The organism is Acidithiobacillus ferrooxidans ATCC 23270, from assembly GCF_000021485.1.
Lineage (GTDB): Bacteria > Pseudomonadota > Gammaproteobacteria > Acidithiobacillales > Acidithiobacillaceae > Acidithiobacillus > Acidithiobacillus ferrooxidans.
This window is the reverse complement of record NC_011761.1, coordinates 2,696,094-2,720,509: the sequence shown is the minus strand read 5'-3', so window position 1 is coordinate 2,720,509 and position 24,416 is coordinate 2,696,094. Positions and strand designations below refer to the sequence as shown.

At 61.2% G+C, this 24,416-nt stretch carries 19 protein-coding genes; 13 read left to right on the top strand and 6 right to left on the bottom strand.

Annotated elements, in window-relative coordinates; all coding sequences use genetic code 11:
• The first annotated feature begins 23 nt into the window (after positions 1-23).
• The 13 genes from lptC to mutY all read left to right on the top strand — a co-directional run bounded on the left by lptC (position 24) and on the right by mutY (position 10,937).
• On the top strand, positions 24-593 hold the full coding sequence (lptC, locus tag AFE_RS13875) for an LPS export ABC transporter periplasmic protein LptC (RefSeq protein WP_009560684.1): 570 nt from the start codon (positions 24-26) through the stop codon (positions 591-593).
• Positions 577-1,113 carry a lipopolysaccharide transport periplasmic protein LptA gene (gene lptA, locus AFE_RS13870; protein ID WP_009560683.1) on the top strand — a complete coding sequence of 179 codons (537 nt, stop codon included), beginning with the start codon at positions 577-579 and terminating at the stop codon, positions 1,111-1,113. The genes lptC and lptA overlap by 17 nt, the downstream gene beginning before the upstream one ends.
• A complete protein-coding gene (lptB, locus tag AFE_RS13865; RefSeq protein WP_012537553.1) occupies positions 1,110-1,835 on the top strand; it encodes an LPS export ABC transporter ATP-binding protein in 726 nt (241 codons plus the stop codon). Before lptA ends, lptB begins: the two co-directional genes overlap by 4 nt.
• 12 nt (positions 1,836-1,847) lie before the next feature.
• The gene (locus AFE_RS13860) at positions 1,848-3,275 is read left to right on the top strand and encodes an RNA polymerase factor sigma-54 (RefSeq protein WP_012537552.1); all 1,428 of its coding nucleotides are present in this window, start codon (positions 1,848-1,850) and stop codon (positions 3,273-3,275) included.
• Between the two features lie 103 nt (positions 3,276-3,378).
• Entirely contained in the window at positions 3,379-3,720 is a 342-nt protein-coding gene (hpf, locus tag AFE_RS13855) for a ribosome hibernation-promoting factor, HPF/YfiA family (protein ID WP_009561155.1), read from the top strand.
• Positions 3,721-3,726: 6 nt separating this feature from the next.
• Positions 3,727-4,173 carry a PTS sugar transporter subunit IIA gene (locus tag AFE_RS13850; RefSeq protein ID WP_012537551.1) on the top strand — a complete coding sequence of 149 codons (447 nt, stop codon included), beginning with the start codon at positions 3,727-3,729 and terminating at the stop codon, positions 4,171-4,173.
• A gap of 54 nt (positions 4,174-4,227) precedes the next feature.
• Complete coding sequence (gene hprK, locus AFE_RS13845) at positions 4,228-5,160, top strand: HPr(Ser) kinase/phosphatase (RefSeq protein WP_009561157.1); 933 nt, start codon at positions 4,228-4,230, stop codon at positions 5,158-5,160.
• Entirely contained in the window at positions 5,160-6,059 is a 900-nt protein-coding gene (gene rapZ / locus AFE_RS13840) for an RNase adapter RapZ (protein WP_012537550.1), read from the top strand. Before hprK ends, rapZ begins: the two co-directional genes overlap by 1 nt.
• On the top strand, positions 6,056-6,472 hold the full coding sequence (locus AFE_RS13835) for a PTS sugar transporter subunit IIA (protein ID WP_012537549.1): 417 nt from the start codon (positions 6,056-6,058) through the stop codon (positions 6,470-6,472). The genes rapZ and AFE_RS13835 overlap by 4 nt, the downstream gene beginning before the upstream one ends.
• 107 nt (positions 6,473-6,579) lie before the next feature.
• Entirely contained in the window at positions 6,580-6,852 is a 273-nt protein-coding gene (locus AFE_RS13830) for an HPr family phosphocarrier protein (RefSeq protein ID WP_012537547.1), read from the top strand.
• Complete coding sequence (gene ptsP / locus AFE_RS13825; protein WP_012537546.1) at positions 6,849-8,561, top strand: phosphoenolpyruvate--protein phosphotransferase; 1,713 nt, start codon at positions 6,849-6,851, stop codon at positions 8,559-8,561. The genes AFE_RS13830 and ptsP overlap by 4 nt, the downstream gene beginning before the upstream one ends.
• Before the next feature lie 19 nt (positions 8,562-8,580).
• The gene (locus AFE_RS13820) at positions 8,581-9,831 is read left to right on the top strand and encodes an AsmA family protein (protein ID WP_012537545.1); all 1,251 of its coding nucleotides are present in this window, start codon (positions 8,581-8,583) and stop codon (positions 9,829-9,831) included.
• Positions 9,828-10,937 (top strand): A/G-specific adenine glycosylase, encoded by a 1,110-nt coding sequence (mutY, locus tag AFE_RS13815; RefSeq protein WP_012537544.1) that lies wholly within the window; start codon positions 9,828-9,830, stop codon positions 10,935-10,937. Before AFE_RS13820 ends, mutY begins: the two co-directional genes overlap by 4 nt.
• Here mutY and AFE_RS13810 read toward each other — a convergent pair.
• The 6 genes from AFE_RS13810 to AFE_RS13785 all read right to left on the bottom strand — a co-directional run bounded on the left by AFE_RS13810 (position 10,911) and on the right by AFE_RS13785 (position 24,382).
• Complete coding sequence (locus tag AFE_RS13810; RefSeq protein WP_009563016.1) at positions 10,911-12,503, bottom strand: LTA synthase family protein; 1,593 nt, start codon at positions 12,501-12,503, stop codon at positions 10,911-10,913. The genes mutY and AFE_RS13810 overlap by 27 nt on opposite strands.
• Complete coding sequence (locus AFE_RS13805) at positions 12,496-13,269, bottom strand: SDR family NAD(P)-dependent oxidoreductase (RefSeq protein WP_012607606.1); 774 nt, start codon at positions 13,267-13,269, stop codon at positions 12,496-12,498. The genes AFE_RS13810 and AFE_RS13805 overlap by 8 nt, the downstream gene beginning before the upstream one ends.
• Entirely contained in the window at positions 13,176-14,486 is a 1,311-nt protein-coding gene (locus AFE_RS13800) for a capsule biosynthesis protein (protein ID WP_012537542.1), read from the bottom strand. The genes AFE_RS13805 and AFE_RS13800 overlap by 94 nt, the downstream gene beginning before the upstream one ends.
• The gene (locus tag AFE_RS13795; RefSeq protein WP_012537541.1) at positions 14,483-15,526 is read right to left on the bottom strand and encodes a capsular polysaccharide export protein, LipB/KpsS family; all 1,044 of its coding nucleotides are present in this window, start codon (positions 15,524-15,526) and stop codon (positions 14,483-14,485) included. The genes AFE_RS13800 and AFE_RS13795 overlap by 4 nt, the downstream gene beginning before the upstream one ends.
• Before the next feature lie 68 nt (positions 15,527-15,594).
• A complete protein-coding gene (locus tag AFE_RS13790) occupies positions 15,595-16,938 on the bottom strand; it encodes an aminotransferase class I/II-fold pyridoxal phosphate-dependent enzyme (RefSeq protein ID WP_226833941.1) in 1,344 nt (447 codons plus the stop codon).
• Complete coding sequence (locus tag AFE_RS13785; RefSeq protein WP_012537539.1) at positions 16,922-24,382, bottom strand: type I polyketide synthase; 7,461 nt, start codon at positions 24,380-24,382, stop codon at positions 16,922-16,924. The genes AFE_RS13790 and AFE_RS13785 overlap by 17 nt, the downstream gene beginning before the upstream one ends.
• Positions 24,383-24,416: the final 34 nt, after the last annotated feature.

Sequence of the window (24,416 nt, the reverse complement as noted above, 5' to 3'; positions counted from 1 at the left end):
ATCGGGCGACCGGAGGCCACGCCATGCCGCGCAAGGTGATGCCGCGACTCCGTACCCCGGGGCTGGGCATCTCTCTGCTGCTGCTGGTTCTCACGGCGCTGGTGTGGTGGTCCTGGCCGCAGCATCCCATATCCCTGCCGCAGATCGACTGGCATGGACAAATCCATAAGGGAGACCAGGCCGCCGAAGATGTGGTGATGCGCCAGTACACGGCGGCCGGAAACCTGGATTTGCTGGCCACTGCCCAGGCGGCCTATCATGTGCCGGGCGTCGATCAGACCGTGCTCAGCCAGGTTGCCGTCGAGCGGTTCAAACCCGGACAGCAGACGCATCTGCGTGCCGACCAGGGTCTGGTCGATGATCGCAGCCAGCGGATTACCTTATGGGGGAATGTGGTTGGCACCTTGCAACCAGACACCCGACTGCTCACCGAAAGGGTGTACTATGATCCGCAGACGGGCATCATTACGTCGCCGGAGCCGGTCCGCCTGGAGCGGGGGCGGGACTGGATGACCGGGGTGGGGCTCCGGGCTTCGGTAAAAACCCAAGAGGTGGACATCTTGCATGAGGTACGCGGTGCGTATATTCCTTAAGCGACTTTCATTCCAGCGCTACTGGCCGTTTCTGCTCGCAGTCCTTTCGGCCAGTGCCCTGGCCGCACCTATTGCGGAGCAGGGACTGGGCAAGGGCCCGATTCAGATCAGTGCCGATGCGCTGCATGGAGAAAATAAACCCCAGCAGCAGGCCGTCTATACCGGGAACGTGGTCATGACCCAGGGCGATGTGGTCGTACATGCCGATAAGCTCACCGTCGACGCGATTGCCGGCAAGGTGCATCAGGCTACGGCGGTGGGGAGCCCGGTCACCTTCACCATGTCCGCAGCGCAGCGCCACGGCTATGGCGACACCCTGGTCTACAAGCCTGGCAAGGGCGAGATCGTGCTCACGGGTAACGCCCATCTCTGGCAGAAAAAGAACGAGATCAGTGGGCAGCAGGTCACTTATTTCCTGCAGACTCAGCAAACCGCCGTCACCGCGGCACCCGGTAAGCGTGTGCAATCGATCTTTTATCCCGCTGCGGCGGGCCGCTCCGCTGGCGGTGGGAGGCCATGAGCGAACTGCTCCAGGCGCAATCGCTGTTCAAGTCGTACCGGCGGCGCGTCGTGGTGCGCGATGTCTCGGTGCAGGTGGCCACTGGCGAAGTGGTAGGGCTGCTCGGCCCCAACGGGGCAGGCAAGACCACGACCTTTTACATGATGGTCGGGCTGGTGCGTCCCGATCGCGGTCATATTTTTTTGCAGCAGCGCGATATTACCGCGCTGCCCATGCATGAACGCGCCCGTATGGGTCTGGGTTATCTCCCTCAGGAACCTTCCGTTTTCCGCCAGATGAGCGCCGCCGATAACGTCCTTGCGGTGCTGGAAACTTTGCCCCTGAGCCCCGTCGAGCGGCAGGAGCGTCAGGAACAACTGCTCAGTGAGTTACATCTTCATGCATTGCGTGACACCAAAGGACACAGCCTTTCCGGTGGTGAGCGGCGGCGTGTGGAAATTGCGCGGGCGCTGGCCATGAGTCCGCGTTTTATCCTGCTCGATGAGCCATTCGCTGGTATCGATCCTATTTCCGTGCTGGAAATTCAACGCCTGATCCGGGACCTGCGCGCGCGCGGCATCGGGGTTCTGATAACCGATCATAACGTGCGCGAGACGTTAGGCATTTGCGAGCGCGCCTATATACTGCATGATGGTAAAGTGCTGACGGCGGGCAGCCCGCAGGAAATCGTTGATGATCCCATGGTGCGGCAGGTTTACCTGGGAGATCAGTTTCAAATCTGATTTTGGGATATTATGAAACAAGGCTTAGAACTCAAGCTCGGCCAGCATCTGGCCATGACGCCGCAACTGCAACAGGCGATTCGTCTGCTGCAGTTGTCTACGGTCGATCTGCAGCAAGAGGTTCAAGGTATGCTGGAGAGCAACCCGCTGCTTGATGAAGAAACCGGAGACGAAGGCGGTGGCGGGCCGATCCCGGAGACCGTGGAACTTCCTTCCGAAGAGCGCCAGTTGGATCTGGCGGCTGAGAATATCCTGCCCGACGAGTTGCCGGTAGACAGCCAGTGGGACGACATCTTCGACATGGGAACCTCGGGCTCCGGTAATGGTTCCGACGAGGATCTGCCGGATTTTGAATCGCGCAACAGCCGCACCCAGAGCCTGCAGGACTACCTCCGCTGGCAGGCCGACATGACGCACTTCACTGCTGACGAACGCAACATGGCGGAGTTGATCATCGACGCCATTGATGAGCGTGGTTATCTCGCAGACAGCCTGGAAGACCTCGCCGCCACAATGAATGTGCAGGAGGATGCGCTGCTGGCCGTGCTGCTCCGTGTGCAGGACTTCGACCCGCCGGGTGTTGGCGCGCGCAATCTCAGCGAGTGCCTCCTGCTGCAGCTGAAGCAGATGGTGGAAAAAGATGACGCGCACGTGTTGCTGGCCCAGCGGATTGTGAAGGACCATCTGCAAGCCTTGGGCCGTCATGATTACCCGCGTCTGTGCACGGTGCTGGGCGTGGATGAAGCGGCATTGCGTGCGGCGATGGCGCTGATTTCCGCACTGAATCCCAAGCCCGGTGAAGATGTGGGCACCGAGAGCACCGAGTATGTGATCCCCGATGTGATCGTGCGCTGGGCCGGCAGCCGCCTGCGCACCGATCTGAATCCCGAGGCCATGCCCAAATTACGCATCAATCGTCACTATGCCGACATGGCGGGCGGGAAAGACGCGGCGCATAAATACATCCAGGATCAGCTTAATGAAGCGCGCTGGTTTATCAAAAGCCTGCAAAGCCGCCAAGACACCATATTGAAGGTGGCGCGCGCCATTGTCGAACGGCAGAAGGATTTTTTTGCCAACGGGCCCGAATCCATGCGGCCCATGGTTCTGCGTCACATCGCCGATGCAGTGGAAATGCATGAGTCTACGGTGTCGCGGGTCACCAACCAGAAATACATGATCACACCCCGCGGCCTCTACGAGTTCAAATATTTTTTTTCCAGTCATGTCGGTACCGACAGCGGGGGCTCTGCGTCGGCCACTGCCATTCGCGCGTTGCTCATCAAGATGACGCAGGCGGAAGACGCACAACACCCCCTCAGCGACGCGGAAATTGCCCGGGTGCTGGCCGATCAGGGCATTCAGATCGCGCGGCGAACGGTGGCCAAGTACCGCGAAGCGGCCAATGTCCCACCGGCGAGCCAGCGCCGTCGTTTGTGAGGGCGTGGGGCCAGGGTTTTTTGCTGGCGCCGTTGGCGTTACACTGAAGCCGGGGCGCACCGTGGGACGCGGGTGCGCATCATCACCTGGATAGGAGAACGCCATGCAGATTACCATTACCGGGCAGCACCTGGATTTGACGGATTCCATCAAAAACTATGCCGATGAAAAGATCGGGCGCCTTGGCCGTTACTTCGATCACGTCAGCAACGCTCAGGTGGTGCTAAAGCACCTCCCCCACGAAAAACTGAGCAACGTCGTGGACATTACGGTCAATGCTCCGGGGCACGTCTTCCATGCGGAGGTGCATGATGCCGATATGTACACGGGCATAGATCTGGTGGCCGACAAGCTGGAGGCGCAGGTGCGCAGTTACAAGGAAAAACTGCAGGATCGACGTAATGACCAACCCGCCGGTTTGGCGGCCATTGTTGAAGCCGACTGAGCCGTCATGACGACTCTGCCTCTTGCTCCGGCAAATATTTGTATGGATCCGCCCGTGGCTGATGCCGGTGATGTGCTGCGGACGCTGGCGGGAATCCTGGCAGGGTCTACCGGGTTATCGGCCGAAACGATTGCCGAGGCCCTGCAGAACCGCGAGGCGCAGGGTTCAACCGGTATCGGGCACGGCGTGGCTTTGCCCCATGCACGTCTAGAGGGCGTGCAGCAGACAGCCATCGCCGCGTTGCGCACGGCGCAGGGTATCCCGTTCTCGGCGCCGGACGGGGTCATCGTGCATCTTTTTATCGCAGTGGTGGTGCCCAAAGCGGCCGCGACCGCACATCTGGAGACACTTTCCGCGCTGGCCGCCCGCCTCGCCGTGGACGACGTGCGCGAAGGGCTGCTGAAAGCCCGGAATTCCGCAGAGTTTTTTCGCTTGTTGACCAATCCTGCGTAATTGGTACCACCAATCAGACTACGGGCAGCCGTGAGTGCCAGGTAAGGCGGAGATATGGAACGACAAATCAGCCTGCGTCGGCTCTTTGAGGATCTGCGCGGCGAACTGCAATGGCAATGTCTGTGTCAACCGGGTGAAGAGAATTACCTCGGCGGCGATCTGCTGGCGGAAGGCGATGCGGGTGGGGCGGCACTGGTCGGGTTTTTCAATTTTATCCGACCGTACCCGGTACAGATCGCCGGGGATTGCGAGCTGGCCTATCTGCGCGCCCATCCGCAGGCTATGGAGCAGTTTTTGTCCCCCAATTTGCGTCTGCTCATTATTTGTGAGGGCCAGACGCTGGATGAGCATTTTTATGGCGATCTGAACGCCCGCCATATCGCGGCGATGACGACGCCCGCGGCCGCCAAGGGGGTGCTGGCACGGGTGCAACACTACCTGCATCGGGAGCTGGCGGCCCGCCAGCAGGTGCACGGAGTGCTGGTCGATGTGCTCGGGGTCGGACTGCTCTTGCAGGGCGAGGTGGGAATTGGCAAGAGCGAGTTGGCGCTGGAGCTGGTGAGCCGTGGCCATCGCCTGGTGGCCGACGATAGCGTGCTTTGTATCCGAGAAGCCCCGAATATCCTGACGGGGCACTGTCCGGCGGCGCTGCAGAATTTCCTGGAAGTGCGCGGTTTGGGCATTGTCAATATTCGTGAATTCTTCGGTGCCGCCGCCATTGTGCGCTCCAAACGGATTCGGCTGGTTGTCGAAATCCGGGATATGAGCGATACGGAAATGGCGAATATCGATCGGCTGCAGGGTAAGGTGGATCACCTGGATATTCTTGGAATTCGGTTGCCGCGTTTGTGCCTGCCGGTTTCTGCGGTGCGCAATCTGGCGGTGCTGGTGGAAGCGGCAGCACGCAGCCAGTACGTGAAGGAGTCCGGCGGCGATATGCTGGCGGACTTCGAGGCGCAGGTACTGCAGAATGTCGGAGAAGAATGATGGCGGAGCGGGACTTTATCATTGTCAGCGGCCTGTCCGGCTCTGGAAAATCCACGGTTCTGCAGGCCCTGGAGGATCAGGGCTATTATTGCGTCGATAATCTGCCGGCCACCTTGCTGGTGGATTTCGGAGCCCAACTGGCGCGGCGGGACGCCAGTTCCATGCTCGCAGCGGTGAGTATCGACGTGCGTAACCGCGAGTTTCTCGCGGCTCTGCCACAAGCATTGGCCGATCTGCGCCAGCGTTACGCTCTGTGCCCGCGCATCCTTTTCCTGGAAGCGGATGAGGGTACGTTGCTGCGCCGTTTCAGTGAAACCCGCCGTCGTCATCCTCTCACCGATGACCTCGCGGCAGCCTTGGGCGAATCGCTGCTCACGGTGTTGCGGCGTGAACGCGAGATGGTCCAACCCCTTGCCGATGTGGCGGATAAGCGCCTCGATACCTCCCAGATCAACACCCACCAGTTGCGTTTGCGGGTGCAGGCATGGAGTCTGGCGTCACGCCATTACAGCGGGCTGGTTTTGCTGCTGCAGTCTTTTGCCTTCAAGAAAGGCCTTCCCCTGGATTCCGATTTTGTTTTTGATCTGCGCGCGCTGCCCAATCCACATTACGATCCCGAACTCCGGGCCCTGACCGGTCGTGACGCGCCGGTGCGGGATTTCCTGGAAAAATCTCCCGAAGTGGCCCGTTCCTTCGTCTCCCTGCGCACGTTCCTGCAGACGTGGCTGGCGCCTTTTGCACAGGAGCACCGTAACTATGTGACGGTTTCTCTGGGTTGTACCGGGGGACAGCACCGCAGCGTATATATGGTGGAGGCATTGGCCCGCCTGCTGGCCGGAGAAGGGCAGCGCGTCCTGATCCAGCATCGGGAACTGGGCATTACGGAGACGCTGACATGATTACCATCGTGCTCCTGACCCATGCCGGTATGGGTCAGGCCTTTGCAACCGCGCTCCGGCATATTTTCGGGACCATGCCGCCGGCGCTGGAAGTGCTGGAAATTCTGCCTGATCAGCCGCCTGAGGAAGGTCGGCGGCGCTTGTGGAGCTTGCTGGAGAAAATGCCCGAGGGCGATGCCATGCTGATCTTGAATGATCTTTACGGAGCCACTCCCGCCAACCTCATTCCAGCCATTCTCCCGGAAGATCGGGTGGCGGCGGTGAGCGGCCTGAATCTCGCCATGCTTCTGCGTGCCTTGTCGCGGCGCAGTGAAGGATTGGCGGCAGCGCGCCAGGGCGCCCTGGAGGGTGGGGTCCGCGGTGTCGTCGATATCCTCGCGCGCCGGAATACACCAGAATTGCGGGAGGGCTGAGTGTCCATCTGCGGCAACCGCCTTGTGGTCCGGGCTGGCGTCGCGCGCTATGCTTTCAGCGTGGCCGCTTTATTTTCATTCACCGAGGGAAGCAAGGCGGGGGGCCTGTGACACTGCGTGTAGACTATCCTATTATCAATCGGCTCGGTCTGCATGCGCGACCGTCGGCTAAATTCGTCAGCCTCTCGGCACGTTGTCCCTGTGCGGTCTGGCTGGAGCGGGATGGCCAGAGAGTCAATGGTAAGAGCATCATGGGGCTGATGACCCTTGCCGCGGCACAGGGGACCATTCTGACCTTGGAAACCGATGGTGAGGGAGAACAGGCCTGTGCCGATGCCCTGCTTGCCCTCGCGGCGGATCGTTTTGGTGAAGAATCATGAGCTTTGAACTGGCGGGAGTTGGTGCCTCCGGAGGCATCGCCATCGGTACGGCGCTGGTGCTCGAGCCCACCACCCTCGATATTCCCGAGCACCTGTTGCCGCCTGAGGCCATAGAGCCGGAAGTGCTGCGCCTCCGCGCCGCCCTGAGCAGCGCCCGGGACGAGTTGTTGGCCGTACGCGACGCCATCCCGGCTGACGCCCCGCAGGACACCCGCCTTTTTATCGATGCGCATCTTCTGATGCTGGACGATCCCGCCCTGCGCGAACGACCCCTGCGCTCCATCCGTGATGAACATCGCAACGCCGCCTGGGCTATCCAGTTGGAGCGAGAGCGGCTGCTGGAGATTTTTGACCGTATGGAAGATCCTTATCTGCGTGCCAAGCGGGAGGATATCATTCAGGTAACCAACCGGGTGTTACGCTATCTGATCGGCGTAAAGACACCCACCCTGCAGAGCGCCGAGGGGCAGATCATCATCGCGGAAGATCTGACGCCCGCCGATACGGTCTTGATGAAGAAAGACAAGGTGCTTGCCTGGGTAACCGACTTCGGCGCCGCAAACTCCCATTCCGCCATTCTTGCCCGCAGTCTTGGCCTGCCGGCCGTGGTGGGTATGCACTCGGCGACGCGCCTGCTGCGTAGCGGCGACGTGGTGATCGTCGATGGCGATCAGGGTATCCTGCTGGTTGCGCCGGACGCCCTGATTTTACGGCAGTATCAGGCTTTGCAGGAACAGCGGCAGCGGCGCCGGCGGCTGCTGGAGGAGCAGCGCGATCTGCCCGCCATAACCGCAGACGGGGTGTTCATCCATCTGCGCGCCAATATCGAGTTACCGGATGATACGGATATGGTGCGGCGCATCAATGCGGATGGTGTGGGCCTTTACCGCAGCGAGTTTCTCTTCATGAATCGTCCGGACATTCCGGATGAGGAGGAGCAGTTCCTTGCCTTTGCCCGGGTAGTCGAACAGATGGGGGGTGCGCCGGTGACCATCCGCTCTCTCGACATCGGTGCCGACAAGGGGCTGCGCAGTGATGATGCAGGAGTCCACGCCGCGCTCAATCCGGCTCTGGGCTTGCGCGGACTGCGGTTTTGTCTGCGGCGCCCGGAATGGTTCCGTCCGCATCTGCGCGCCATTCTTCGCGCCTCGGCACTGGGACCGGTGCGGCTCATGCTCCCCATGCTCAGCAGCATGGGACAATTGCTGCAGACCCGGGCGCTGGTCAGCGAGTTGCAGGCCGAATTGCGCACCGAAGGGCACGCCTGTGACGAGGAGATGCCGCTGGGTATCATGGTGGAAGTGCCGGCTGTGGCGATGGCTGCGCACTATTTTGCCGGGCAGGCCGATTTTTTTTCCATCGGCACCAATGATCTGATTCAGTACGCGTTGGCAGTGGATCGCGGCGATGACGACGTCAACGATCTTTTCGACCCGCTGCACGCTGGGGTGCTGGCGATGATTCAGTACACCATTGCCGCCGGTCACGCCCGGGGTATCCCCGTAGCGATGTGTGGTGAAATGGCGGCAAACCCGGCCTTTACGGTGTTGCTGCTGGGCTTGGGCTTGCGTGAATTCAGCATGTATCCCGGTGCCATTCCCGAGGTCAAGGAGGTGATCCGACAGACGACCATCGCGGATGCCGAAGCCCTGGCCGCACGCGCGCTTTCCGGGGAATGGCCGGTGTCGATGGGGGTCAGACATAGCTAGGCCGACCTTGCATCGGAGGATGGCGGCGGTTTTCATTCTGCTGATGCTCGTCGTCCTGGGTGGGGTGTTTTTCTGGTTCGCGGGTGGTCCGCGCTACGCTGTCGAGGAGTTTTTGGCGGGGCGCCTGCGGCAACCGGTGTATCTTGCCGCCAATCCTGGATGGCATTGGGGAAAGCAGGAACTGCGGATCGTGTTGCCGGGCCTGCGCCTTGGCCCGACGGATCTCCCCCTGTTCAGCGCAAGCCGGATCACCGTTGCGTTGCCCTGGCGTGCCCTCCTGCACGGGCGGGTGCAGCTGCAGCGGATCGAGTTGGATACACCCGTATTGAACGCGCCTTGGACCGGCGCCGCCAACGCGAGCGGTGCGGCACTCTCCCTGCCGGGAAGGGTGGTGGTGCGCGATGGCACACTACGCTGGTCCGGTGTGGCGGGACATACACTGTCTTTGACCGCTGTGCATGGCCAGGTGTTGGCAGACGGACCCAGCCGTTTGGTCGGTGACTGGCACTGGCGGGATAAAACGGGACGCTGGCATTTTGCGGCGGGGATGACGTCCGCACCGACGTTGCAGGCGCGCCGCATTTCTTTGCTGGTGGGTACAGCCCGTGATCCAGCGCTGTTACAGGTGGGCATTCCGACACTCCAAAGCGTCTCCGGCGAGCTGGTCCTGCCGACGATGCGCGCCCGCTGGCAGGAGCAGAAGCAAGGCAGTGCGCGGCTGGATGTGCAGGCGTTGCATCTGAATATGGCGCAAGGCCGGCTCGCGATGCAGCAAGGCGCACTGACCGTGGGGAATGACCTGTCGCTCCAGATCCGCGCGGTGGCCCTCAACTGGAAGAAGTTGCAGGGCCACCTGGCCTATCAGGTGGCCATCCGACACTTGCCCCGGATAGCCGCGCGCTGCGGGCTGTCCCTGCCGAAGTTGACCGATCCCGGTGCGTTGCAGCGATTGACGTCGACCGGCGCCATCCGGCTGGACAGCCCCCACTTTCAGTGGACCGTCGCTCAGGGTGATCTGGACAACAGCGCCTGGAAGGGCAAAATATCCGGGACCTGGAAACCGCTGGCGATTCAGGTCCACCTGAGCGTGGCGCAACTCGATCTGGGTCATTACCTGCCCGCTCCCCGGCCGGGCAAGGCAGTGATCTTGCCGGCGTTGCCGCAACAGTGGCCGGTAACGGGCGAAGTCCGCATCGCCCAACTGCGCTGGGGAAAGTTCCGCGCCCAAAATCTGGTCATCCGCAGTGCCGCCTCGGCGGCGCAGCCGTGATCCCTATCGCGGAACCCCTGCTGGCCTGGTACACCCGCCACGGCCGCCATGATCTGCCATGGCGGCAGACCCGCGATCCCTATCGTCTCTGGCTCGCAGAAATCATGCTCCAGCAAACCCAGGTGGAAAGCGCCAAGCCGTATTACGTCCGCTTTCTGCAGGCCTTGCCGAACTGGCAGGCACTGGCAGCGGCACCCCAGGATCGGGTGCTCGCCCTGTGGAGCGGGCTCGGTTATTACGCCCGTGCCCGCAACGCCCAGCGCGCCGCACAGACGGTGATGACCGGCTTTGCCGGCCACTTTCCCGACACACTGGAAAAGGCCATCACCCTGCCGGGAGTGGGGCGTAGCACCGCAGCGGCGGTGCTGGCCAGCGCCTTTGGGCACAGACAGGCGATCCTCGACGCCAATGCCCGGCGCGTGCTCATCCGTAGCCATGCCATAGATGCGGATCCGAAGGCCGCTGCGACTCAGCAGTGGCTCTGGACACTGGCCAGCGCCCTTACTCCTGAGGATGCCCATGGCTACAATCAGGCCATTCAAGACCTTGGTGCCATGATCTGCACCCCCCGCCAGCCGCGCTGCCCGGATTGCCCTTTGGCCAGCCGCTGCAAGGCCCATGCCCAAGGACGCAGTCATGCCCTGCCCGTGACGGTTCACAGGCCTACAAAACCACAGCGCCGTGCCTTTTTTCTCTTGGCCGCGGATATGGAAGGACGGATATTGCTGGAAAAACGGCCGGATTCCGGTATCTGGGGCGGCCTCTGGTGCCTACCGCAGGCGACGCCCGACAGCGGCGAACTTTCCATCCTTTGCAACGAACCCCCTTCTCCGCTGGAAGACACCCCCGCCATACGACAATCTTTGCAGGAGGCATGGTCGCGCCGTTTGCGGCTGGATCTCCGGTTGACGGCGCTGGGGGAAGAACAGCGACATGTTTTTACCCACTTCCAGTTACGTTTTCGCTGTGCGCATGCGCGCGTTTTGGGTGGCGCTGTTGCGGATTCGGGCGCCACTCTGCGCTGGTATCGCCCCGCAGACGCCCTGAAGCAAGGTTTGCCCACGCCCGTTCGGCGGATTCTACGGAATCTCGGCGGCGGTCGCTGATGCTCGAATTTCCGGATCCGCCACCCGCCCGGAAGGTAACAGACGAATGATTTCAGCCCCCAGACACTCTACCCCCATAGAGGTGATCCGGGCAGAACGCGCAATGGAACAGGTATCCGCACTTGCCTGCGTGCGCCAGATGAAGCCATCCGTGAGACTTTCCGGGGTGCCCATTTGCCGGTACACAGACGGCATGATGGGGACATGATCGCCGTACCAGGCAAATATCCCGCCGCGCGGTCCACGGCCCAAGGTATCCCGGATCATCCCGGCCATGTGGTCGGCGTTCATCAGATGGCGCATATAGACCGTGAGATCCCGGCACGAATCGGGGATGCCCGTGGCGTAGAACAGGTCCTCATCACCGTCACGTGGCGACTCCAGATGCAAGGGGCCGTGATTCTCCATGGTTATGCAAAAGATGAATAGTGGTTTTTCTATCACCGACGAAATAATATCCCGGACTTTATTGGCGATCGCGATATCGCCTGTATATTGGCCATCCTTATCGCCAGGTGAAAACTCACGAATATCGATAAATCGGCTGAATCCGATCTGTGGATAGATATTGTGGCGGTTATAGAAGCTTGCCGGATATGGATGAACGCAGATGGTTTCATAACCCAAATCTTGCAGATGGCTTGCCAGGGACGTAAAGCCGCGTAGGGCGAGCTTTCGGTAAGGGTTAAAGCGGTGAACGCCGATATCCGATTCGGCCAATCCCGACAGAAAACCAAACTCCGTACGCACTGTGTTGGCGCCCCATGCAGGCACCTGCACCTTCCCGGCCCAAATGGCCTCCCGCTCGATCTGCGCGAATCCTGGGAAGAGATCCTGGCGGACCTGATCATAAAAACGATCGGCACGAAAGAACGATTCACTCTGCACGACAACGATATTGGGTAGCGTGGGCGGATCGATTGTTGGTACCCGTAGATCTGCGAAGGGGGTGCTGATATGACAGGGACCATGTTCTTCCTTGGCATAGAACCAGATGCTGCCATAGAAGCCAAGCGCATTCATGTCCACCATCGGATCATAGCTCAGCGTCTGTTTTCTCCTGCCCCCCCAAAAAATCAATGCTGCCGCAAGCAGGAAAAGTGCGCCCACATACTCCCCGAAATCCATCCAGCCCAAGCTTTCGGGCAGAGGGTGCTCAAAGGTAAAACCAACATAAAGCGCAAGGGCAAAGACCAAGATTGCGGCGATGCCCCGGGTAAGGCCCAGAAAGGGCAGGTATAAACGCGGGTGCCGGATGGCATCGGTAAAGTAGTCGAAGTCCTGATAGGTAAAGGGTTCACGCAACGATTCGTATTTGGCGTTGTTGACCATAACCACCAGAAAAAGCAAGGCCGTGGTAATCGTGAGCGCGAACCATGGCCTTTCCACTATGGCCAGGATGAGCCCATAGAGCGCCAAATAAATGCCCCCTTGCAGCACATGGGTAAAAAATGGGCGCCGCCAAAAAACCCGTATGCGAGGCCGGAGGATCCACTCCAGGGCATAGGACAGTATGTAGCCAAGGAGCAGGGGCAAAGCAAGCCATAAAAGCTGCCGCTCATCCATGATAGCCCATCCCGCGGACGATGCGTTGGGAGATCGCTTCCGGCAGCACGGCGAGCCACCATGTGCCAAAGTTCAGGGGAAAAGGAAAGCTGATGCGCCCCCGATTGGCGGCCAACTGCCGCTTGATGAGACGCGCGGCGCGTTCCGGCGTCCATAAAAAGGGTTTTGGCCCTGGCATGGCACGACACATGGCGGAATCCACGTAGCCGGGCATGATGACATTCACGGCAACTCCCTGCGGGGCAAGCCAGCCCCGTAGTGCCTCTCCATAGGCCTTGATAGCTGCCTTCGAGGCACAATAACTGGGCGTGACCGGCAACCCAAAGTAACCCGCCAAAGAGCTCAACAAGGCAATCTGCCCCTGTCCCCTCTGGCGCATGGCCGGCAGTGCGGCATCCACCAACACCATCGTGGCGCGCAGGTTGATGTCCATGAGTGCCGCGCTGTCCTCCCAGCGCTCGCCATCTCCGTTGCGGCCGATATTGGTATTCATGCCGGCATTGGAGATGACCACATCCAGCGGATCCGTCATTCCGCTATCGGACACCCAGTCTCTCAGGATGCCGCTATCGCGAATGTCAAAGGAACATTGCGTGACTCGGGCGCCACGGTCCCGGCACTGGCCCGCAACGGCTTCTAGTTTTTGCGTATTCCGGCCGTGCAAATGAAGGGTTATACCGGGTGTGGCGTAGGCCAGGGCGAGGGCGGAGCCGATGGCGCTGGTTGCGCCGGTGATAAGGATGCTTTTGGGATGTCGATGCGGCATAAGAGTTCCTCTAGTGGGGACTGAACAAGTTCCAGGCGATCCACTGCAGTATCCAGAGCCAGGTCCATTCCGGCACGGCAATAAAATCCGCCATTGATTTGTGTGGTATGGATGAGCACGCGCCTGAAAGCGCTCCATAACTCCGGGTCTGGCGCGTCAGGGGCATTCCAGAACAGATCCAAGGGCATTTCACTCGTCAGACCTGGCAGATGATAAACGGGGTCGGCCAGCGCCAATACGGGTTTTCCTAAATTGAGGGCCCAGGTACCCACCGTGCTATTGATGGTGACGACCCCCTTGCTGTGCTCCAGCAGCAGTAGCAGATCACCGTAATCGTAATAGTGCACGCGACGGGCGATGCCCAGTTTGGCGGCGAGCTCCGCAACGAATGGCTCATAGGCCTGCATGCCGGGATCGAGGGGATGATTTTTTACCACCAGATGCAGATCCCGATCCCCATGGGAGGCAAAAGAGGTCAACGTCGTGGTGATAAACTCATACATATCGCAAAAGCTGGAATGACAGGTGATCTGGCTGTCACTATAGAGTTGAAGTGGTAACAGAAAATAGGGTTTGCCTTGCCGCACAAAGTCATAAGTCGCAGCCAAATCTGTCTTCAATCTTTTTTTGATGCGCGGGAAGCGCCGGATATACCAGTAATATTCGCGTATGGGATGGACGGGCGCATGGTGCCGATAACCCCGAAAAGCAATGGGATTGAAGATATCTCCCGCGTGATAAAAAACATCACGCATCGCGCGCAGTCGAAAATTACCGGGGAACTCCCTTCCCTCCGGGCCCAAGGGCGCTTGCGCCACCACTTGGCGGTACCAGTGGGGATCTTTGGGAAGCTGGGAGTGCTTATTGACCCCGCCACGCTCCATGGTGATCCAGTAGGGGCGTAGATAGCCCTCCTCGAAGACATGGACGGTGATGCCGCGTTCCTGCGCAAGGGCGATTGCGGTTTGATGGATAGGCCGGCGGTCGCCGAAGAGAACGATATCGGTAATGTGATGATCCCCAAGATACCGGTTCAGAAAAGGCCCCAGCTGATCCACCTTGCCGCGAAACGCTACTGCTGGCCGAGGCCACCAGTAGGCCACATCTCCCGCGCAGAAGTTGATCCGGAACACGTTCCGGCCACGTTCGCGCAAGCGATCGGAGAGCAGTGCGAAAAAGGGGCTGGCGACGCCTTGCAGAAAGAGAAAATTTTTCATCTCACGCCTACGACATGGCGCAGGACCATGCGAAACCCTTTTCGCCACAAGGGGGTGCGGCGGTCAGGGGCGTGTTCCCGCAGCGCACCCAACCCCGCGATGGCCTCCTCGGGTCTGCACAGGGTTTTGGTCAGGGGATGCAGATAGCGTGGATAGAGTATCAGCACTGCGGCCACCAGTTCATCCAGGGATCGCCGGCGGCGACGCCGCGCCACCGGAATGCGGTCATCGGTCAACCCCCAACCACTGTAGAAAGGCACTCCATGGCAAGTCACCGGTTTGGCGCGCAAAAGGGCTTCGAAGCCCGTGGAAGAGGTCAGCACGTGCACGGCATCCACTGCCTCCAGCAACGCATGCATGGATACATCCGTCACCACTTCGTCGCAATAACCGGATGCCTCCCCCTCATCCGCGCCCGGGCGGCGCAAGCGCGCCACCACGTCGGGGTGGGGTTTGTACACCAGATAACTGTCGGGATGCTGCGCACGCACCTGCCGCAAGAGTTGCATGTTGGTGCGAATGGAAGCACACCCCAGAAGGATGGATGCGTCGCTCTCCACCTGCCCCGGCACCAGGATGACATGGCGCGCATGAGGCGGTCGACGCCAGGTGATGCCCCCAACATTATATTTGGTGAGACCCCTGGTCACGATGTGCTTTCGAAGCCACTGCGCCCGTGCCAAAAGATCGGAATTCATTTCAAAATGTTGCAGCAGAGTTTCCAGATCCGAGGGGCGACGGGCGTCGTAATATAGCCCGGAATGGTCAAAGACATAGGAAATCGGAGGAATCAGGTCTGCCCCCAATCCCACCGAGCGGAGAAACCCATCCTCTACCCGGATGACCTTGCGCTCGTCCTGCCCCCCCATATCGCTATTGCCCCAGAGCAAGAGATTGCTGTGCGGAGGCGCGCTTTCGATGTGTTCTATGAAGTGGAGCCGGGTTCCTGGTAAAAAGGCCCGCAGACTCCGCCTTTTCCAAGGCGAGAACCCTACCGCATACAGTATCGACGGCATTTCGTGGTCTTGCAGGTTATCCATTCGCTGCTCCTGCATGGGCTATCAGAGCCATTTCAAAAAAACGGCGGTCTTCCCCTTCGGCAATCGGGTCAGGCACGCAAGTCTTCGGCCAGAATCGTCATCGTCTCATCAATATCTTCCAGCGTATGCTCGGAACTCAGAAAAAAGCGCAGGCGTGCCTGCCGCTCCGGGACGGCTGGATACAGGATGGGCTGCACATGAATCCCTCGCTCCAGCAGCCAATTGGAAAGGCGCACCGCGCGCAGGGAACTGCCGGTTATGACCGGCACAATGGCGTTGCCGGTGCTGGCGCCTGTTTGCAGGCCAACGCCGCGTGCCTTCTCCAAAAAATACCGGCTTCGCTGCTGCAAGGTGCTCACCCTTTGTGGTTCCGCCTGAAGCACCTGCAAGGCCGACAAGGCGGCCGCCGCCACGGGTGGCGCCATACCGACGCTATACAAAAATCCGGGGGCCAGATAACGCAGGTTTTCGACGAGGGCCGATGCCCCCGCAATATAGCCGCCACAGGCCGCCAGCGCCTTGCTGAGGGTGCCCATCCAGATATCGACGTCCTTCGGGTCCAGGTCAAAGTGCTCACGGATCCCCATCCCGTGGCGGCCCAACACGCCGAAGGAATGGGCCTCGTCGACCATCAGCAAGGCCCGATGCCGATGCTTGATCTCGATAAACCGGGGCAGGTCGGGGTAATCCCCATCCATGCTGTAGATACCCTCGACAACGACCAGGACGCGCTCCGCCTGACGACGCTGTTGCGTCAGGATCTGCTCCAAGGCCTCCAGATCGTTATGGGGAAAGCACAGGCGCTTGGCACCCGCCAGGCTGATGCCCTGGATAATGCTGTTATGGGCGTATTCATCATGAAGAACGAGATCGTTCGGCCCAAAAAGATAACCGATGCTGGTGACATTGGTGGCATGCCCGCTCACCATCACAATGGCGTCGTCTACGCCATAGGCCTGGGCAATGGCCCGCTCCAACTGCGCGTGCAAGGGCCGCTCTCCAGAGACAATGCGGCTCGCGGACACGGAAGTTCCATAACGGTCGATGGCCTCCTTAGCCGCGGCGTTGACCAGCGGATGCCCAGACAGACCCAGGTAATTGTAACTGGCGTAATTGACCACGGTTTTTTCCACTATCCGGCTGTGGGCCGAAGCGGTGCCCTCATGCACCTTGAAAAACGGGTTTTCTACACCGAAACGCGCAGCACCTTCCTGCAGCAGGCGCACCTGCTGGTAGCCCGGGTGCAGATCCCAGCGGTAAAACCGTTCCGGAATACCGCTCTCCACGACAGTACGTACCGGCGTTTGCTCCAACTGCGTCAGGCGCCTCTCCAAAGTTTTCTGGATCAGCCGATCCTTGATCTGTGCCGTCAACCCCCTGGCCCCCTGCCCCATCTCAGCGCCCCTCCCCATTCATGACCCATCCATCCAGGGCTGGTGCCTGGGCCTCGACGCCGTGCAGCCCCGCCAGTCGGCGCACATCTTCCTCGTCCATCGCCGCGACCTGCGGATCTTCACCTGAGCCTTGTCTCTTGCGCAACTCCTGAAGCACGCGATCGGCGAGTCTGGCCGGCGTTGGTCCTTCGGCGAGCAGCAGGGAGGGGAGCTTGACGCCCAGGCGCTGTTCCAGCGCCAAGGCCAGTTCCACGCCCATGAGGGAGTCCAGACCGATTTGGGACAGGCTCTGGGCAGCTTCGATCTTTTCCATGGGCAGGCGCAAAATCTCCGCGACTTCCCGACGGAGGAGATCCGTGATGGCGGAGACCGCCTCGTCATCCGGCAGAGAGAGCAGGTATCCGCACAGATCCTCGTCGGTGGAATCCGCCGACTCGTCATGACCCATGTCCAGATTCCACGGGGAGAACTTGGGGGACTGCGCGATGGGCAGAAAACGGCGAATCGCACGCCAATCCCAATCCACCACCGCATCGCCGCTCACGTCCCTGGCCAGGATCTCCTCGAGCCAATCCAGGGCCGCCCGCGACGACATGGGGGCGCTGCCCAGACGTTGCTGCAGGGCCTCCTTGGTCTTGTTGTTGCGCGCCAAAAAACCCACATCGCCAATGGCGCCCCATAATATGGCGGTGGCCGGCAAACCCTGGGCGCGCCGCTGCCGGGCCAGGGCTTCCATCCAGGTGTTCGCGGCCACGTAATGGGCCTGCCCTGGGTTCCCCAGAATCGTCGTCACCGAAGAATAGAGCACGAAAAAATCCAGGGGTAGGGTTTGGGTGAGGTGGTGCAGATGGAGCGCGCCCTGTACCTTGGGGGCCAAGACCCGCTGGATTTGTTCCTCGCTGAGGTTCTGCGCCAACGCGTCGTCGATGACTGCCGCGGCATGGATGACCCCCCGCAATGAACCCAATTCCAGCGCTATGCGCGCAAAAAGATCGGCCAACTGGGTGGGATCGGTGACATCGCAGCGCAACGCCAGGATCTCCACGCCCCATGAGCGCATGAGGGTCATCGCCTCCTGGGCATGCCCATCCATCCGGCCGGATCGCGAGATCAGCACGAGCTTGCGGGCGCCGCGCTCCGCCAGGCGTCGTGCCGTTTCCAGACCAAAACCGGAAAGCCCCCCGGTCACCAGATAGACCCCATCCGCGGCAAGCTGCAGCGGTTCGCCACGGAGGCGGTTATCATTCACCACAGGGAGCAGGGGCTCCTCCATGGTCACCACGATCTTGCCGATCTGGCGTGCCTGCTGCATATGACGGAAGGCCGGGACGACCGAGCGGGCCGGAAAGCAGGTATAGGGCAGCGGAAAAAAATCCCCAGCGGCAAAACGCTCCATGACCCGGCCAAACATTTCCTGGGTCAGCGTGGGGCGTAGCTGCATCAACTGATCCGCGTCGATCCCGAAGTAACTGAGGTTATTGCGGAAAGGGCGCAAAGCCATGGCCGTGTTTTCGTAGAAGTCGCGTTTGCCCAGTTCCAGAAATCGCCCGAAGGGACGCAATATCTGCAGATTGCGGCGAATGGCCTCACCGGAGAGACTATTGAGCACCACGTCTACTCCTTCCTGGTTCGTGTCTCGCCAGATCTCCTCGGCAAAGTCGTAAGACCGGGAATGGTACAGATGGCTCACCCCCAAGAGGCGTAGAAAATCCCGCTTCTCGGGCGAGCCCACCGTGGCATATACTTCGGCGCCCCGCCACTGGGCCATCTGAATCGCAGCGATACCCACGCCACCCGCGCCGCCATGGACCAAGACCCGCTCCCCCGGCTGCAAGCGAGCCAGTTCCATCAAGGCATACCAGGCGGTGAGAAAGGCCGTCGGGATCGTGGCCGCGGCCTCCACACCCAGATGCTCGGGCAGCCGCGTGACCGCATAGCCCTTGGTGACCACATGGGTGGCGAAGCTGGCGGGAGCAAAGCCCACCACTCTATCGCCCGGCGCTACATGGGAGACTCCTTTTCCCACTCGACCGACCGTCCCGGCGAACTCCAGTCCCAGGCCCGGCCCTGAAAAGCCGTTTTCCAAGGCTTCATCCGACAGCATCCCCAAGGCGTACATCACGTCCCGAAAATTCAAGCCCGTGGCGCCGACCAGCACCTCCACATCGTCTTCCGCCAGGTCCGGAGGGTTAAAACGTGCCCAATGAAGATTGCGTAACTGCCCCGGCGCGGCAAAACGCAGTTGCCGAGGCGCTCTGGTCGTGATCTCCAGGGCGGGTTTCTCCCGCACCCGCGGTGCGTACCTGCCCCCATGTCCGTCCAGAACGATTTCCGTCTCGCTATCGGGACAGACGCATTCCCGCACGAGATGTTCCAGCAATGGGGGGGTGGGCCCGCTCTCGGTCAGGTCCAGCACGCGCAGGGCGAGCTCCGGCAGTTCGTTTTGCAGGGTTCGCGCAAAGCCGGTGAGGCCCGCTCCGTGGAGGGGTTGCACCATCCCATCCGTCATGGCGGGCGGCAGGGGAGAAGGGTACAGTGTCGATAGGCCATGACGGGTGAGCACCCATACCGGGGGTGGCTCCTCCTGGCCCAAGGCCCACTGGCTGAGGGTGCGCAGACTCTGGCATTGCTCCCCCAGCAAGCGGCCCACGGACATCTCGTCCGGGGCCGGAAAGAGTCCGGGGAAATACAGGACACCCTCCCAAGCACCCACCTCTTCCCTGAACAGAACGCGCAGGGAATCTTCCAGTTCCTGCACGCTCGCCGCCTCCAGCGTGATCGTTCTGAAGCCTTGCTGGGCAAATCCCCATTTCAACGCCGCCATCCAGGGGGACTGGTGGTCATCGCCGCACGCCTTGTCCCCCACCAATAGCCACCGGCCCTTGCCGCCCGGCTCGGTCTGGGCAGTCGGAAGGGCATCCTCACTTTTCCTGGCGAGAAGCAGGTAGGGACCCGTGCGCAGCGCATTATCCTGGTCCAATGATCGAGCGTCCACGAAGCCCATCTGCTGCAAATTCGCCTGCAGTTGGGCTTCGGTCAGAGACTGTCCGGCGTCGGCATCCCGACACTCCGCCAGGGCCGACATCCAGGGCTCAGGATGCACGCCCAACAAAAACAGCAACCCCTGGGGCGCAAGGCAGTCCTGGGCCATATGGATCATTTGTGCGGTGGTATCCGCATCCCCGTCCACCTGCATCCAGGCGAAATGCACGGTGGGCCGTGGGTCTGGCGCGGATAAGGTGCCCGCCGCGGGAATGGCCAGGGATTGCCATTGGGCCTCGCGGGCCATCTCCGCCTGGGACTCCAGAATCTCTGCGCCGGGACCCGCGTAGTACAGGTCGCAGCGATTTTCCCCGGAAAGGGCCTCCGCCACCTGCACTATCCAATCAGGCCCATGGGCGTTGATCTCCATGATCCCCAGGCGGGAGGAGGGGGCTAGTTGGGCGCATCGTTCCTGCATAAAACGCGTGACTGCCGCGTGGATGGGGCCATCGATGGTTTGCAGGATAGTCCTGACCCAAAGGTCGGGATCCAGGGGCGGTGCAGCCGCGCGATCATCGTCCCCATCGTTCGCGGAAGAGGCGGCAAGCGCCATGCCCGCGCGCCCCACCTGTAGGGTGAGGGCAGAGAATTCCGGATAGTCCCGAATCAAGGTCACCCAAATCTGCCCGGCGGAAATGGGCTCTTCGTCAGCAAATGCAGGCATGGTCTCTGCTACGGCCTCGCCCCAGCTCTCGCGCAGAAATGCCTGGAGCAGCGCGTCCAGAAGGGGTGCATATTCGTCCCGATAGCGGCCCAGGGCATGCTGAACGTCCCCCCTCCCCAGAGCCGCCTGCAATGCCTCCGCCAGCGCCGCGACGGGCAAGGGGGGTGCCTTTTGCAGCGCTTCCCGGCGCGGCATGGCGACGAGTTCCGTGCCGATGAGTCTCAATGGCTCATCCGGAGTACGCAGCAACTTCACCTGCCGCATGCGTACCCCTTCGCACAGCGCGACCACCGTTCCCGCGGCATCCATCAGGGTGAATTCCGCCAGGATGGATTGGGGCGAACGGCGGAGCAATCGCGCGCCGGCCCAGGCCACTTGGGTCAGCGGTTGCCGTAGCGTGATCCTGCCCATGCGAATGGGTACGAACGCCACTCCCGGATGGTCGACGATATTGTCGCGCAAGAGGTCGATGACAAGCTGAAAAGCGCCGTCCAGGAGCGCCGGATGCAGGTGAAAGCCGGACTCGAAGGCGGCGATGTCCGAGGGCAAGGCCATCGCCGCCCACACCGCATCACCACGGACCCAGCCTTGGGTCACCGTCCGGAAGTTCGGCCCGTAGAGAAGCCCAACGGATTCCGCGAGGCGATAGTGTTGTTCTCCATCAAAGTCCGGTGCGCCCTCGGGCCTCTCCATGGCCGGCCGACGCAGGCGCAGATCCGTCCGCTCCGCAACGATGCGGGCCTTGGCGTGCAGCGTCCAGTCCTGGGCGAGGCGGTCGCGGGAGAGGGCCTGGACCTCGCCACTGGCCGCATCCAAAGTCACCCGCAAAACCTTGCCACTTTCCTCGTTCAACGATAGAGGCGCCCATATCTCCAAATCTTCCAGCACCAGGAGCGCGCTTTCATCGCCCCGCTGACGGGCCGCCGCAAGAAACAGCTCCACATAACCCGCGCCAGGGAAAATCACACCCTCCCCAACCCGATGATCCGCCAGAAAAGGCAAGCGGGCCGTATCGATGTCTTGCTCCCACTCATGGTCATGCTGGGGCACGGGATGCCCCAGGAGGGGATGCACCGGGTATCGATAGAGCGTCCCGGCAGATTCTGCGGTGACCGGGTGCCAGTAGCGTTCCCGCTCCCATGGATAATGAGGCAAATCCACAAAAGGACCAGGCTTGGGGTAAAAACGTGGCCATTCCACCGGAACCCCGGTAATGAATACCTGTTGGACCGCCGCCAAAATCCGTTGCGGATGATCATCGCCGCGCCGCAACGTGGCGATGATACGCCCCTCCCGTTCGCCCTGGGTCAAGCCATCCTGTAGATAGCCGCGCAGAACCGGATGCCCTCCCAGCTCTACAAAGACATTGAAGCCGCCGGCCAGCATCTGTTCCGTGGCCTGTTGAAAACGGATGGGGTCGCGGATGTTGGCCCACCAATAGTCCGCGGTGAGGGTTTCCCCCGGTAGGCTGGCACCGCTGACCGAAGAGTAGAAAGGGATATGGGCCCTGCCCGGTCGCAATCCGGACAAAGCACCGAAAAGTTCTTCCCGGACATTTTCCATCACGGGACTATGAAAGGGATACTCGATGTCCAGACGCTTACACGCAGTCCCTTGCGCGCGCAGGCGAGCCTCCATCTCGCTCAAGGCCACCGTGGGGCCGACGACGGTAGCGCCGCGCGGGCTGTTCCAGGCCGCAATGTGCAACACTTCCGCCAGATCCCATTCCCGCAGCAGCTTCCGCGTCGCGTCGGCAGCCAAAGCCACCGCCGTCATCTGCCCCTGCCCCCGGCTCTGCTCCTGCAAACGGCTGCGATGGAAAATCACCCGAACCGCATCCTCCAGGTCCAAGGCGCCACAGGCCCATGCCGCCGCCACTTCTCCCACGCTATGACCAGTTACCGCCACCGGCCGCACCTCCCAGGAGCGCAGCATTTGGGTGATGCCGACCTGCAGGGCAAAAAGGGCCGGCTGGGCATGCCCGGTCAGGGCATAGCGATCCTCGCCCAAAGACCCCGCCAGATCATCGACGAGACGATACCCCGCCAGAGGGAAGAAAAAGGCATCGATCTCTTCGATGGCCTGTCGGAATATCGGCTCGGACAGCAACGAACGACCCATGCCGAACCATTGGCAGCCGTTTCCGGAATACGCAAAAACCGGACCCTGGGGATCTGCCAGGGCGGTGTCCATGACGATCCCCCCGCTTTTGTCGTCATGGGCGGCGAAGGCAGCCAGATGGTCCACAAGGCCATGGTGGCCCTCGTGCCAAAAAATCGCTCGGTGACGCAGCCAGTCCCGGCGAAAAGTGGCCTGATACAGCGTGGCGTACCAGGAGGTCTCCGGTTGCGCCGCCAAAACCCGGGCCAGATCCCCCGCCACCTGCTGGAGCGCCGCAGGGGTCGCCGCCGTCAGTACCAGGGGTAGGGGGCGGGGGGCGTCGGGCGCAGGAGTGTCTTCTTCCGCCTGTACCGACTCAGCGCTTTCGAGGATCACATGGGCATTGGCGCCGCCAAAACCGAACGAATTCACGCCGATCACCAGCCGTCCCTCCCCTTTCAGGGCGAGGTTCTCCGTCACCACCTCCAGGCGGTTTTCCGTCAATTCCAGCCGTGGGTTGAGACGCTCCACGCCGATGGTGGCGGGCACCCGGCGTTTCTGCAGGCAATGAATGGCCTTGATCAGGCTGGGCACGCCGGAAGCGGTCTCCAGGTGGCCCAGATTGCTCTTTACCGAACCAACGGGCAGCGGGTGCCGAGGGTCGCGATGGCGGCCCAGCGCCCGTCCAATGGCCGCCACCTCGATGGGATCGCCCACCGTGGTTCCCGTACCATGGGCCTCAACGTAGTCGATCGCCTCAGGGTGGATACCCGCCGCAGCATAGGCCTCTTCCAAAAGCTGGGCCTGGGCGTCGACGTTGGGAATCGTCAGTCCGCCTTTGTGGCCATCGGTGTTGATGGCGGTATGGGTCACCACCGCCAGGATCCGGTCGCCATCGCGCAGGGCCTTATCATAGCCCTTGAGCACGAAGACCCCGCCGCCTTCCGCACGCGCATAGCCATCGGCCGCAGCGTCAAAGGGTCGGCAGCGGCCGCTCGCCGAGAGCATGGATGCCCTGGAAAAAATCAGAAAGCCATAAGGATGCAGATGCAGGCTGATGGCTCCGGTCAGCGCCAACTCGCTCTCACCGCGCAGCAGCGACTGGCAGGCCTGATGAAAGGCTACCAGCGCCGATGAGCAGGCCGTATCCACCACCAGACTCGGCCCCCGCAGATCATAAAAGTAAGACAGCCGGTTTGCGGCAATACTCGCCGTCGAACCCGTAGCCGAGTTAGACCCGATAGCCGCCAGATCATCGGCCAACCTATACGCGTAGTCGGTACTGGCCAAACCCATAAAGACGCCGCAACGACTCCCGCGCAAAGAGGAAGGCGCGATTCCGGCATGGGCAAAGGCTTCCCAACTCATCTCCAGCAACAGGCGCTGCTGCGGATCCATGGCCGCCGCCTCGCGCGGCGAAATGCGAAAAAACCCCGCGTCGAAGCCCGCTACGTCCCCCAGCGAACCCGCCGCGAAAGTCACCGAAGTCCCCGGATGGGTGCGCTGGGGATGCTCCAGATTCGCCGTGGCCCAGCGGTCCTCTGCGACCCGAGTCACCAGATCCCGCCTCGCCAGCAAGTCCTCCCAGAAAGTGGCGTCAGACGTTTGCGGCAAGCGTGAGGCGTAGCCGATGACGGCAATTTTTTGGTTTCTCATAGGCGGTTCACGAAGTTTTCAAATTCAGAGAGAT